We start from the raw sequence: 13,038 nt of genomic DNA on the forward strand, positions 1-13,038 counted from the left end.
GAGTACCCCAGAATGAGCGTTTCCCGGTATCCCGGTGAGCACCTGCTCGACCGGCTCGGCATGCCCGCCCGCAGCGGCGCCCCCGCCGCCTCGGAGGCCCGGTTCCCCGACGGCGGGAGCTGGCGCACCGAACTGCCCTCCTGCGAGGGGCCGGAGGTGCTGGCCGCCGCGCTGGAGGAGAGCGAACGTCTGGAGGTGCCGGTCCACCGCATCAGCCAGGGCAGCGGCATCTGGATGCTCACCGACGCCGAGATCACCGAGATGGTCAAGGCGTGCGAGGAGCGCCACATCGAGCTGTGCCTGTTCGTCGGCCCGCGCGGCACCTGGGACGTCGGCGGCGGCGTGAAGGCGTCCTCCGGCGGCTCCGGGCCGCGCGCCCGCGGCCGCGACCAGCTCGCCCAGTGCGTCGAGGAGGCCGAGCGCGCCGTCGCCCTCGGCGTCCGCTGCCTGCTCGTCGCCGACGAGGGCGTGCTGTGGACGCTGCACCGGCTGCGCGCGGCCGGCGTGCTCCCCGCCGACGTCACCTTCAAGGTGTCGGCGCTGGTCGGCCCGGTCAACCCGGCCGCGTACGCGATCTGGGAGAAGCTCGGCGGCGACTCCATCAACGTGCCCAGCGACCTGACCATCGGGCAGATCGCCGAGCTGCGCGCGCAGAGCGCCGCGCCGATGGACTTCTACGTCGAGGCGCCCGACGACCTCGGCGGGTTCGTCCGGCTGTACGACGCGGCCGAGCTGATCCGCTGCGGCGCGCCGATCTACCTGAAGTTCGGGCTGCGCAACATGCCCGGCATCTACCCGGTCGGCCGCCACCTGCGCGACCTGGCCGTCAACGCCATGCGGGAGCGCGTCCACCGGGGCCGCCTGACGCTGGACATCCTGGAGCGTCTCGGCGCCGACGGCGGCATGTCCCCGCTCGGCTCCCGCCTGCCCGGCACCCTGAACCGCTTCCCCACCGACGGAGACCTGCGATGACGCTGCTGTACGGAGTCGATCCCCGGACCGGAGAACGCCTGGAGCCGGGCGTGCCGGAGACCTCCCCCGAGACGGTCGCCGAGCTGGGCGCCGCCGCCGCGAAGGCCGCGCGCCCCCTCGCGGAGCTGCCGCTGGCCGACCGGGCCGCGCTGCTGGAGGCCGTCGCCGACGCCCTGGAGGCCGCCGCCGGCGAGCTCGTGCCGCTCGCCGACGCCGAGACCGCGCTCGGCACCACCCGCCTGAGCGGCGAGGTGGAACGTACCACCGGGCAGCTGCGCCTGCTGGCGGGCGAGGCGCGCGGGGAGGGCTTCCAGCGGGACACCGCCGAGCCCGGATTCGTCCGGGGGCTGCTGCCGATCGGCCCGGTCGCGGTGTACGCCGCGAGCAACTTCCCGTTCGCCTTCTCGGTCGCGGGCGGCGACACGGCGTCGGCCTGGGCGGCCGGCTGCCCGGTCATCGTCAAGGCCCACCCCGGCCACCCGCGCACCTCCGCCCGTACCGCCGAGATCATCACCGAGGCCCTCGCCAAGGCGGGCGCGCCCGAGGGGATGTTCGCGCTCGTGCACGGGTTCGAGGCGGGCATGGCCCTGATCAACGACCCGAACGTCAAGGCCGCCGGCTTCACCGGATCGGTACGCGGCGGACGCGCGCTGTTCGACGCCGCCGCGAGCCGCCCGGACCCGATCCCGTTCTACGGGGAGCTGGGCAGCATCAACCCGGTCTTCGTCACCGAGGCGGCCGTCGCCGCCCGCGGCGAGGAGATCGCGCGCGGCTACGTCGGGTCGTTCACGCTCGGGTCCGGGCAGTTCTGCACGAAGCCGGGCCTGCTGTTCCTGCCCGCCGGGCACGGCCTGGAGCCGGTGCTGTCCGAGGCGGTCGCGGCCGTCGCGGCGCCGTCCCTGCTGACGCCGCAGATCACCGACGGGTTCCGCGCCGGGGTCGAGCGCATCGCGGGCGAGACCCGGACCGTGGCGGAGAGCGCGGGCGCGCGCCTGTTCGCGGTGACCGCCGAGGAGTTCGCGGCGCGGCCCGAGCTGACCGAGGAGTGCTTCGGCCCGACCTCGATCATCATCGAGTACTCCTCGGAGGAGGAGCTGCGCGCGGCCGCGGCCGCCGTGCCGGGCTCGCTCACCGCGAGCCTGCACGCCGAGCCGTCCGACGCCGACCTGGCGCGCGGCCTCGTCGCCGAACTGGCCCGGCACGTCGGCCGGATCGTCTACAACGGCTGGCCCACCGGCGTCGCGGTCAACCACGCGATGCACCACGGCGGCCCCTGGCCCGCGACGACGTCGCCGCTGCACACCTCGGTCGGCACGGCCGCGATCCGCCGCTTCCAGGTCCCGGTCTGCTTCCAGGGCCTGCCGGACGAGCTGCTCCCGCCGACCGTGCGCTGATATTCCGTTGCCGACGTGATCCCCCGCCCGTACCCTCCGGGAAATCGGCGTGTAGCTCAGCAGCCAGAGCACCGGGCTCTCATCCCGGAGGGCGCGGGGGCGGCACCCGCCACGCCGGCGGTGTTCCGTTGTCGCGTGCGGCTCCTACGCTGAGGCGGCGATCGGCGTGTAGCTCAGTCAGGCAGAGCACCGGGCTTGGGACCCGGAGGGCGCGGGGGCGGTACCCGCCACGCCGGCATGGTTCCTCCCGAGGTTCGCGTCGGCGCCGGGTATCCCTCCCGGCAGCTGGCCAAGGCGTTCACGACCGCGTCGGGTCACGAGGACCCTGAGACCCGGCGGCGCGCGGAGGAGCGCGTGCGCCGCTGGGAGCGGGTGCTGACCGGCATGGCGGACGGCACCGTGACGGTCGGTTCGCGCACGCCCGTCGCCGGGTTCCCGGCCTGGGTCACGCCAGAGGTCGTCCGCGGCGGCTTCGCCACCGGTGCGGCCGCCGCCGGCGGGCCGCTGCTGCCGCACGAGGTCGAGACCGCGCGCCGGGCCGGCGTGCCCGCCGACCGGTACGCGCTGTTCCGCCACCACCTCACCGACGCGGGCCTGACCGAGCTGTACGCGCTGCTGGACGGCGGCGCGTACGACGTCACCCTGCCGGAGGAGGCGGCGCTGCTCACGGTGGCATGGCTGCTGCGGGCGGGCGACCGGCTCGCCGCGCTCACGCTGCTGGAGACGATCCACCCGTTCGCCGACCGGCTGCGGTTCGCCCCGCGCCCGGCCGCCGCGCGGCCGCCGGGCGGTGCGGTCGTGCACCGCGAGACGGTCGGCGAGGTCCGCGACACCCTCGACGGCCGCCGCCCGAACCACGCCGTCGCGACGATGAACGAGGCGCTCACCGTCTGGAACCCCTTCGCCGACGAGCTCTTGACGCACTGGCTGGAGACGGTCGAGGCCGGCCGGGTCGGGAGCACCGAGCCCGACGGCTGGCGGGAGCGCGGGGCGGCTCTGCTCGCGCGGTACCGGGACCTCGCGGCCGTCCACACCCTGTGTACGAAGCACCGCCGCCCCAAGGAGAACCTCGCGATCCTGCGCGCCGCGCTGGAGGAGAGGGTCGCCGGGCGCGGCCTCGACCCGCGGCGGCGCGGGCTGCTGCAGCACGCGGTCGACTCGATGGTCCGCCGTCGCGGCGTCCCCGGATCGGCGGAGCACGTCGCGCTCCGTACGGCCCAGGCCGTCAACGCCTCCCGTCCCGCCCTGCACGCCCTGGCCCAGGTACTCGTCGCGCGCCTGGCGGACCTGCCGCCGGACACCGGCCTGCCCTCGGTCGACGAGGTGCTCCGGCCGGTGACCGAGAAGGAGTCCCGTACGGGCGCGCCTGCGGGCGCCGAGGTTCCGGGCGCGCTGCGGCGGATCGTCGAGCGGGCGCTCAGCGCCCCGATCGCCACCCTGGTCGAGCGCGGCCTCGTCCCGTCCGCCGAAGTACTGGCCGAGCTCGTCCCCCAGCTGGTCGCGGTGACGACCGCCGAGGCGTACGAGGACACCGCGCTGCGCACGCTGATGACGGCCGTCTACCGCGCCTTCCGCAACCGGCGGTCCCTGCTCCTGCTGAACCTGCGGAGCCAGGTACGGCTGGAGGAGCTGCCCTGGGTCCGCGCGGTGGCGCGGTACCGCTCGACGGCCACGGGCGGCGGGCCCGCGCGGACCGCCCTCGTACGGCTCGGGGAGCTCGCGCTGCAGGGCTTCCCGGGGACGATCCTGCCGAACCCCCTGATCCAGGAGCTGTCCGCACTGGCCCGGGACGCGGGTCTCGACGTGCCGTTCACCGAAGAGCTGGCCGCCGACATCTTCATGGGGACGTTCTCCCCGAAGTTCGGGCGGGCCGCCCGGCTGGCCGCGGACGTGCTGGAGGGCACGCTGTACGAGCGGTACTACGGGATCGACTACGCGGCGGTCCGCGGCCTCACCGAGCCGGACCGGTTCGCGGCGGTGTGCCGGGGGCGGGCCGGGAGCCCGGCGGAGGGCTCGTGGGTCGCGGCCAACGGCATGGTCATCGAGCAGGCGCAGATCCTGACGACGCACAACCTCGCCGCGCTCGTCCACCCGGTCGGCGTCGACCCGGCCGGGGGCTGGGCGGACCTCGCGCGCCGCGCGTTCACGACCGTGTGCCGCCGCGTCGCCCAGGTGGAGGGGAACCGGCGCCCGCTCGGCATGATCAAGGACGCCGCGTACGCGTGGCGGCAGGTGGTCTTCTTCCTGTCGCTGTGCGGTCTGGCGGACCAGATCACCGTCATCGCCGGAATCCAGGAGGAGGCCCGGCGCCACCCGGAGCACGTCGTACGCCGGCTCGCGCCGGTGCTCGCCGGGCTGCGGCACGTGCTGGTCGGCGGCCGCCTGGACGACGACAGCGCCCCGAACGCCCGCCGCCTCACGGGCTGGAGCGCGAACGGCCACTGGATGCGGACTTGATGGGTGGACAGATCATCTCTGCGCAGACTAAGCTCCGATCATCACCCTGACGAACGGAGCACGGTCATGTGGGAGTACGAGCACACCGCCGAGACGGTCGCCTCCCCCGAGGCGGTGTGGCGGCTGTGGGCCGACGTGCCCGGCTGGGGCGCGTGGAACGCCGAGATCGAGAAGGTCGAGATCGACGGGCCGTTCGCGGTCGGGTCGCGGATCACCATGACGCCGCCCGGCGACGAGCCGGTCGTGCTGGAGATCGTCGAGGTGGAGGAGAACGCGCTGTTCGTGGACCAGATGGACGCCGGCGACTTCACCGTCACCACGGTGCACCGCGTCGAGCCGCTCGGGAACGGGCGGACCCGCATCGTCTACCGCACGGAGATCGACGGGCCCGCCGCCGACCAGGTCGGTCCGGAGCTCGGCCCGGCGATCACCGGGGACTTCCCCGACACCGTCGCGGCGCTCGTCCGGCTGGCCGAGGGCCGATGAGCCTGCGTCCCGACGAGAGCCCGGGCTTCCTGCTCTGGCAGGTCACGCTGCGCTGGCAGCGGGAGATGGCCGCCACTCTCGCCCCGCTCGACCTGACCCACGTGCAGTTCGTCCTGCTCGCCACCACCTGGTGGCTCAACTCCCAGGGCGAGGAGCCGAACCAGCTCACCGTGGCCCGGCGCGCCGCCACGGACATCAAGATGACCTCGCAGGTGGTGCGCAGGCTCGAGGAGAAGGGCCTCGTCGAACGCCGGGTCGACCCCGCCGACACCCGCGCCCGGCGGCTGCGGGTGACCGAACGGGGCGCGGAGATGGCGCGGGCGGCGATCGAGGCGGTGGAGGCCGCCGACGCGGAGTTCTTCGGCCAGGTGCCCGACCCGGCGGCCCTGCTGCGGGCCCTCAGGCCGCTGGCCGCCCCGCCGGACGAGACGAGTCCCTGACCGGTCAGGCGGACAGGCGGTCAGTCGCTCGCCATGATCATGGCCTCGGTCGCCCGCAGACGACCGTCACGGCGGCGCTCCAGCCAGGTCACGCCGGCCGCGAGAGACCTGAACCGGTCGCCCAGCTCACGTTGTCCCCTGATGTCGGCTTCGACGGCGAGGCACAGCGCGCTGAGACGCAGCCGGGTGGCCGTCGGCGGGGTGAGCTCATGCTCGCGCGCGAAGACGGGGTCCGCTGCCGTCTCCAGGGCGTCCGCCGTCTCGGCGGCCCACATGGTGGACGGCAGCAGGTTCACCGGCTCCAGCAGCAGCCGTTTCACGTCCGCGACGCTCTGGGTGAGGAGCGGCCGCATCTCGTCCGGGGACACGATGTGGTCGGCGGCCGCCACGTCGGTCACGTCCGTGAACAGGGCCGCGAAGCCGGCGGCGATGTCCTCGGACGGGGACGCGATCACCCCCGCGATGCTCCGGGACAGCGCGTGGCCGACCGACAGCTCGTGGACGGGGCCGTGACCGGCGTGCCGGCGCGTGCCGCGCTGCCGTCCCGGTGCGGAGCGGCGGCCGTCCCTGCCCAGGTCGTACGCGACGGCGCGAAGGGCACTGTCGATTCGGGCGAGGTCCTCCTGATGCTGCGCCATGTCCTTGCCGGCACGTTCGAGGACGGCCGACAGGCCCGTCACGAGGTCACGGGCCAGTTCGCGGGTGAAGTCCCGCAGTTCCGTCGGGGGCAGTTCGGCGGTCAGGTGTGCGACGGTCTCCTTGATCCGTGGCGTCTCCAGGCGCAGCCCGACCTCAAGGTTCAGGCCGATGTCGAGTGCGCCGATCAGCCCCGTCTCCAGCGCGCCGCCCAGCGCCGCCGCGAGGTCGACCGCCCGTGCGAGCGCCTTGTCGAGACCGAGGTCCGCGGCGGCGTCCAAGAGCAGCAGGATCGCGGTGGCGGTGGACTTCGCCCGTACGAGGGCCAACGCGACCAGGACGGAGATGTTGCCGGATATGTCAGCGGTCACGTCGTCGTGCAGCACCGCACCGTCCACGGTTCCCGGGTGCGCCGATCCGTCGGGCACCCAGAGTTCGAGCGTCCCCTCTCCTGTTCGCGTCCAGTAGCAGCGGGCGTCGTCCGGCGAGCGGACGATCCGCTGAACCTTGTTGTCGGCCAGTTCGTCCGGAGTCGGCAGCCGGTAGAAGGACTCGTTGCCCGACAGACGATTAACCCAGTTGAGGAACGCCGCCGTGTCGCTCGCGCGGACACCGGTCACCACGTCACCGGATCCATCGCCGTCCGGGGCGCGGTTCTCCTCGGTGTCGAGCATGAAGAGCCCGTAGATGTGCTTGCTGACGGGCAGCGCGCAAACGCGGCGACCGCCAGAGGTGACGACGATGCGCCGCAGGTGCCGCGCCACCGCGACCCCCGCGATCAGCCGGCGTCGCTGAGGATCAGTGCTGCCCGTGTCGTCCAGGACGGCGTTGAGCTCGTCACGCAGCTCGGGGACCAGCTCGTTCCCCTCGTCGGCGCATTCGAACGCCAGAGCCAGCGCGGTGGTGGTGCCCGACCGCAGGCACGCCCGCACGATGGGGCTGACATCCGCCCGAGCGGCGTAGAGCAGAGTGCACTCCTGCCACCATTCGTCGTCCACCGCCTCGACGAGAACCGAGATCATTCCCTTCTCCGCGATGTGCGCCGCGGCGAGGTACTCCTGGAACGTGAAGTGGGTGAACGCGAAGACGCCGTTCTCCCGCTCGATCAGCAGACCGTTCGTACTGACGTCGTCCAGGAACGACTCCGCGGACAGTTCACGCGACACCCGGCGGACGGCGCTCCTGAGGATGACCAGGCAGTCGTCCCGGGTCAGGTCGCGCACCCTGCGGCGCATCATCGTGTACGCCAGCAGCCGCAGCAGCATCTCCTTCTGCCGGCCACGCGGCTCGACCAGCAGTTTCTTCGCCTCCTGCCGCCGCCAGAGCATCACCTGGCAGATCTCTCCGTACAGGTCGGAACGGCTGCCCGGCAGCAATCCGTGGAACCGGTGCACGTTGGCGACCATCGTCAGCAGCAGCGGATTGGCGGTCAGCTCATAGATGCTGGGCGACTCGCGCAGCCGGGTGAGGAGCGTCTCCGCGCCCTCTCGGGAACGGGCGACGAAATCGTCGGCCCCTCCGGCGGAAGCATGTCGTTCGATCGCGATGTACCAGCCATGAACGAACCGGGAGATCTGGTCGTCCGTGAACCTCCGGGTCTGCAGAACCGTGGCCCCGTCGACGGGCGTGGCCTGATAGCCGCGCGGGCGTGACGTGATGACGTAGTCGTTGTTCGGGTACTCGCGCGTCTGCCGCTCGATCCAGTCGGCCACGGCGCGCCGGCCCTCCGGAGAGGCGATCTCGTCGAGCCCGTCCAGGAGAACGACGCAGTTGCCGTCCCGCAGCTGCCGATCGAACCAGCCGGGCGGCTCGCTGTCGGCGAGCCGCCCGAGCGTGGTGGACAGCACCTCGGGCAGCCCGATCCGTGCCTCGCCGGCGAGCGAGGCGGCGTGGTCACGGAGGAAGAGCAGGATCGGCACCGTACGGCGCCGGCCCTTCTGCTCGCGGCAGATCCGCCGCGCCGTGTAGCGCAGGAGGGTGGTCTTCCCGCTTCCGGGGGCGCCGACGATCGCGACGACCACGGGGTCGGGCGCGTCGATGAACTCGGAGATGGACCGCCGCTTCGCCGACTCCGGAACGGGGTCCGCGAGCAGGTCTTCGGGAATCCGGTTCGGGGCGCGGAGCGCGAGGCTCACGTCGACGAAGACCTCATCGAGTTCCGGCGTGTAGAAGCCGGCCCGCGTCAGGCCCTTCTGGTCGATCTTCCGGAGGCTGCCGGCCAGATGCTCGAGGTAGCGGCGCTTGAACCGGGTGAATCGAATGCCCAGGGCGCGGTCCGCACCGTCGAGCCAGGATGCCCGCCTGCGCTGGACCAGATCGCGGACGAACCCGGCGACGAACCGGCCGACGGTCAGCACGAGCCAATAGGCGACGAGCAGGAGTGCGGCGGTGGCCCAGTGCCGCCGGACGAAGTCCCGCCAGATCCCCGCCACCGCCGTCGGCGGTACCAAGAACGTCGCGAGCCAGGCCACCTTCGGCAGCCCGGTCCACAGGTTGCCGTTTTCCTTGGGGGGCATCGTCGCGTTTTCTCCTGGGGGTGGGTCAGGTGTTCGACGGCCGCGTTCGCTCGACCGCGGGCTCGTCGGCATCGGTTCCGGGGGCGAGGGCCGTCTGGACCAGGCGATCACCGGTCCTGCGATCGACCAGCGTGCCGCGACCCGGCGGCAGCGCCCGCGGGCGCACGTCGCCGAACAGCATGCCCTCGTCCCGGGGGCCGGACATGATCAGTGCGGGGGTGGCCACCTCGCGTAGCGCCTGGATGATGGGGTCGTACAGCGCACGAGACGCACCGTTGATCGACCGGGCGATGATGAGATGCAGCCCGATGTCACCGGCCTGCCGGATGAGCTCGGCGAGCGGCAGCAGCGGGTTGCCGGACAGTGTCGCGACGAACTCGTAGTCGTCGACGACCACGAACAGGTCCGGCCCGTTCCACCATGACCGGTCCCGCAGCTGTTGCGGGGTCAGGCCCGCCGGCGGCAGCCGCTCCGTCAGCGCGGCCCGGACATCTTCGATCAACTGTGCCGTGGCCGCCGACGACAGCGCATAGCCGATGCGGTGCTCGGTGTCCGCCGCGTCCATCAGCAGGGACCGGCGGTAGTCGATGAAGACGAACCGCGCCTCCTCGGGCGTGTAGCGCTGGACGATCGAGTCGGCGATGAGCCGCAGCAGGTTCGACTTGCCGCACTCGGCATCCCCGAAGATCACGAAATGCGGGTCCGCCGCGAAGTCGAGCAGGACGGGCGCCAAGGCGTCCTCGTCGATCCCGATCGGCACGCGGTGGCCGGTCTCCCACACCTGCGGCAGGGACGCCGGCCGCAGCGATGCGGGCAGCATCCGGACCTCCGGAGCGGTCGGGCCCTGCCATGCTCCCGCCACCGTCTCGACCAGATGCCGCACCCCGTCGGGCAGGTCCTCGACGCTGGACCGGCCGTCGACGCGCGGCAGCGCGGCGAGGAAGTGCAGCCCCTCGCGCGTCAGGCCACGCCCCGGCCGTCCCTCGGGGACGTTCGCGGCCAGTTTCCGGTCGACCTCCGACTCGTACGGATCGCCGAGCCGGAACTCCAGCCGTGACCCGAACAGGTCACGGATGCTCATCCGGAACTCCAACCACCTGTTCGCCGCCGCGATGACGTGGATGCCGTAGCCCAGCCCGCGGGCGGCCAGGCCGGTGATGGCCGATTCGATGTTCTCGAACTCATTGCGGACGGTGGACCAGTCTTCGACGACGAGGAACACGTCGCCGAACCCGTCACCGGGGATCTGGCCCGAGGCACGCATCCTCCGATAGGTCGCGATCCCATCGATGCCGTGTTCGCCGAAGTACCGCTCGCGGTCTTCCAGCAGCCTGGCGACGTCGGCCACCGTCCGGTGTACGCGCTCCCGCTCGAGGCGCCCCGCGACACCGCCGACGTGCGGGAGGCGTTCGAGCGAGCGGAGTGTCCCGCCGCCGAACGCGAGGCAGTAGAACTGCACCTCCTGCGGCGTATGCTCCAGCGCGAGCGAGGCGATGAGGGTGCGCAGCATGGTCGCCCAGCCGCTGCGCGGCGCGCCGACCACGGCAACATTGCCTTCCGCCCCGGACAGGTCCAGCACCAACGGGTCCCGGCGCTGCTCGAACGGGCGGTCGACGATGCCGACCGCCGCGTGCAGCCGCCCGCGACGCTCCCATCCCACCGTGGTGAAGCCGTGTTCGGGAGTGGCCCGCAGGTCGGGCAGCAGCTCGTCCAGCGTGACGGATTCGACCAGCGGGGGCAGCCAGATCGCGCGCGCCGGGGAGCCCTGGCCCGCCAGACGGCGGACCGCGACGTCGAGGAAGGTCTCCGCGCTGTCCTCGCCATCCCCCGGCTCCGCCTGCGGAGGATCCGCGACGACCCGCGGGCGGACCTCTTCCGCGACGAACGGCATGATCTGCTCGACCGCGCGCGGCCCGGCCGGCGCGCGGCCGCCTGCACCGGCCCGTGTGTAGGCCCCGGAGACGTACGCCGCCCTGAACCGGATCATCTCCTCGGTGCCGACCTTCAGGTATCCGTTACCGGGCGCCTGTGGCAGCTCGTACGCATCGGGAACGCCGAGCACGACCCGCGACTCCATCGCCGAGAACGTGCGCAGGCCGATGCGGTAGGACAGGTGGGTGTCCAGACCGCGCAGCTTGCCCTCCTCCAGGCGCTGGGAAGCCAGCAGCAGGTGCACCCCCAGCGACCGGCCGAGCCGGCCGATCATCACGAACAGCTCGATGAAGTCCGGCTTGGCGGTCAGCAGCTCTGAGAACTCATCGAAGACGATCACCAGGGTCGGCATCGGTTCGAGCAGCGCGCCCTGCTCGCGCGCGTTCTCGTAGTCGCGCAGTGAGGCGTAGTTCCCGGCGGCCCGCAGCGACTCCTGGCGCCGCACCATCTCGCCCTGCAGCGCTTCGTACGTGCGGTCCACCAGCGGGAGATCGTCATTGAGGCCGGTGATGACGGCCGAGACGTGCGGCAGACCCTCCACGCCGCGGAACGTCGCACCACCCCGGAAATCGACGAGCAGGAAGTTGAGCGCCTCGGGCGCGTGCGTCATCGCCAGGCTCACGACGAGCGTGCGCAGCAACTCCGACTTTCCGGAACCGGTCGTGCCGATGCACAGGCCGTGCGGGCCGAAACCGCCCTGTGCGGGATCCTTGAGGTCCAGCTCGACCGGCCTGCCGTCCTCACCCACACCGATCGGGACGCGCAGTCGCTGCCGGGGTGATCGCGGCCGCCAGAGCACGGCCGGGTCGATGGCCTCCGCGCCGCCGATGCCGAGGAGGGCCGGCAGCGTCGTTCCCCCAGCCGACAGCGGACCCTCGCCGAGGACGCCCGTCGTACTCGGCCGAAGCGGGGCGAGTTGCCGGGCGAGCGCCTCCGCCTGCGGAAATCCCACGTGATCCGGCTTCCACTGGACGTCGTCGGGTCCGTGCAGGTCCAGGATCCGCGCCCGCTCGTACGTGGCCTCCACCCGAAGCGTCGTTTCGTCGTCCGGCCAGTTCGTCGCGCCGCTGAGGTCGACGACGCAGACCCCGGCGACGCCTTCGGCGGCGAGGATCGCCGCCGGCTCGACACCGCCGCCGTCCAGAATGACGACGTGCTGGGGTATCCCGGTGGGGTCCTGACGCGTGGAGAACGGCGGGCGCTGCGTGAGCTCGGCGCCGAGGAGGCGTTCCAGCGTCGTCAGGCCGTCCGCGAAGAGCCGCGTGGGTCCGATCGCGTCACGCAGGGTCGGATGGAGGACGTGCGGCAGCCATTTCATCCACTCCCAGTACGGCACGCGGTCCTTCGACGCGCACACCGAGATCCGCAGATCGGTCGGCGGATGGAACGCCGCGAGCTGCATCACCAGCGCACGGACCATGCCGCATATCGCGTCCCGCTCGCCGGTGAGGACCACCCGGGCGAACATCGACGTCGAGATGTTCATCGGCAGGTCCGGCAGGTGGGAATGGGTATCGAGGAAACGCCGCAACGCGTCCTCGCTGACCGGGTCCAGTGCCTGGAGCGGGGCGACCTCCGGCGGCACGAGCCGCACGGCGAGCGGCTGTCGTCCGGTTCCCACGCGTACCACGCCGAAGTCGGCGTCGCCGTGCCGTCTCTCCCACAGCCGTGAGCCGGCCACGACCGACCACAGACGGGCGGGATCGGGGCTCTGCCACGTCGCCGCCGCTCGCTGCAGGCGCGCCGCCCGGCTGAGCTGTTCGTGGTGCGCTCGGAGATACCGCAGGTAGTCGCGGCGGGCGACCCGCGGCCGCACCTGCGCCGTGGTCCCACCGGTACCGCCGCGACCGATCTGATAGGCCACCATGCTCACCACGGCCAGGGCGAGGCTGACGTTGGCGATTCTCAGGAGCAGGTCGGCGCCGGCGTCGATGAGCAGCAGGGTCACGGTGGTGCACCCTCCCGCCAGCGCCACGTAGACCAGTGCGTTCTGGAATGTGGCTCCGCTGCGTTTCGGCAGCTCCGGCGGGACTTCAAGGAACAATTCGCCGCTCGGCCACTCAGGTCGAGGCCGTCGCGCCTTGCGGCGTACGAGGATGGTGCTCGTCACGCGATCACTCCCGGACGCGCTCGAGCATAGGCGCGAACCACTGACGAACGGCTACGGATTCTGCCATTCTAGAAAAGGACGACCCGCGACGCACC

At 72.4% G+C, this 13,038-nt stretch carries 7 protein-coding genes and 2 tRNA genes; 7 read left to right on the forward strand and 2 right to left on the reverse strand.

What is annotated here, in order from left to right; all coding sequences use genetic code 11:
* Nucleotides 1-12 precede the first annotated feature (12 nt).
* From NE234_RS23460 to NE234_RS23490, 7 genes are all read left to right on the forward strand, one after another.
* Nucleotides 13-972 carry a PH domain-containing protein gene (locus tag NE234_RS23460; RefSeq protein ID WP_252782648.1) on the forward strand — a complete coding sequence of 320 codons (960 nt, stop codon included), beginning with the start codon at nt 13-15 and terminating at the stop codon, nt 970-972.
* Nucleotides 969-2,366 carry an aldehyde dehydrogenase (NADP(+)) gene (locus NE234_RS23465; protein ID WP_252782649.1) on the forward strand — a complete coding sequence of 466 codons (1,398 nt, stop codon included), beginning with the start codon at nt 969-971 and terminating at the stop codon, nt 2,364-2,366. The genes NE234_RS23460 and NE234_RS23465 overlap by 4 nt, the downstream gene beginning before the upstream one ends.
* A gap of 45 nt (nt 2,367-2,411) precedes the next feature.
* A tRNA-Glu gene (locus tag NE234_RS23470) sits at nt 2,412-2,484 on the forward strand.
* Nucleotides 2,485-2,528: 44 nt separating this feature from the next.
* Nucleotides 2,529-2,602, forward strand: a tRNA-Pro gene (locus tag NE234_RS23475).
* A gap of 1 nt (nt 2,603) precedes the next feature.
* Nucleotides 2,604-4,823 (forward strand): transcriptional regulator, encoded by a 2,220-nt coding sequence (locus NE234_RS23480; protein WP_252782650.1) that lies wholly within the window; start codon nt 2,604-2,606, stop codon nt 4,821-4,823.
* 66 nt (nt 4,824-4,889) lie between these two features.
* The gene (locus tag NE234_RS23485) at nt 4,890-5,309 is read left to right on the forward strand and encodes an SRPBCC family protein (RefSeq protein ID WP_252782651.1); all 420 of its coding nucleotides are present in this window, start codon (nt 4,890-4,892) and stop codon (nt 5,307-5,309) included.
* Entirely contained in the window at nt 5,306-5,749 is a 444-nt protein-coding gene (locus NE234_RS23490; RefSeq protein ID WP_252782652.1) for a MarR family winged helix-turn-helix transcriptional regulator, read from the forward strand. Before NE234_RS23485 ends, NE234_RS23490 begins: the two co-directional genes overlap by 4 nt.
* A 20-nt stretch (nt 5,750-5,769) precedes the next feature.
* On the opposite strand, the gene NE234_RS23495 is transcribed toward NE234_RS23490, so the two are convergent.
* Nucleotides 5,770-8,901, reverse strand: a complete 3,132-nt coding sequence (locus NE234_RS23495; protein WP_252782653.1) for an NACHT domain-containing protein — start codon at nt 8,899-8,901, stop codon at nt 5,770-5,772.
* Between the two features lie 25 nt (nt 8,902-8,926).
* The gene (gene eccCa, locus NE234_RS23500; protein ID WP_252782654.1) at nt 8,927-12,943 is read right to left on the reverse strand and encodes a type VII secretion protein EccCa; all 4,017 of its coding nucleotides are present in this window, start codon (nt 12,941-12,943) and stop codon (nt 8,927-8,929) included.
* Nucleotides 12,944-13,038 lie beyond the last annotated feature (95 nt).

Origin of the sequence: Actinoallomurus rhizosphaericola (genome assembly GCF_024055675.1) — a bacterium.
GTDB classification, from domain to species: Bacteria; Actinomycetota; Actinomycetes; order Streptosporangiales; family Streptosporangiaceae; genus Actinoallomurus; species Actinoallomurus soli.

Bases quoted from the DNA above. Each gene is read 5' to 3' on its own strand.
- NE234_RS23495 (WP_252782653.1), bottom strand. From the start codon at position 8,901: ATGCCCCCCAAGGAAAACGGCAACCTGTGGACCGGGCTGCCGAAGGTG.
- NE234_RS23460 (WP_252782648.1), top strand. From the start codon at position 13: ATGAGCGTTTCCCGGTATCCCGGTGAGCACCTGCTCGACCGGCTCGGC.
- NE234_RS23480 (WP_252782650.1), top strand. From the start codon at position 2,604: ATGGTTCCTCCCGAGGTTCGCGTCGGCGCCGGGTATCCCTCCCGGCAG.
- NE234_RS23465 (WP_252782649.1), top strand. From the start codon at position 969: ATGACGCTGCTGTACGGAGTCGATCCCCGGACCGGAGAACGCCTGGAG.
- NE234_RS23490 (WP_252782652.1), top strand. From the start codon at position 5,306: ATGAGCCTGCGTCCCGACGAGAGCCCGGGCTTCCTGCTCTGGCAGGTC.
- NE234_RS23485 (WP_252782651.1), top strand. From the start codon at position 4,890: ATGTGGGAGTACGAGCACACCGCCGAGACGGTCGCCTCCCCCGAGGCG.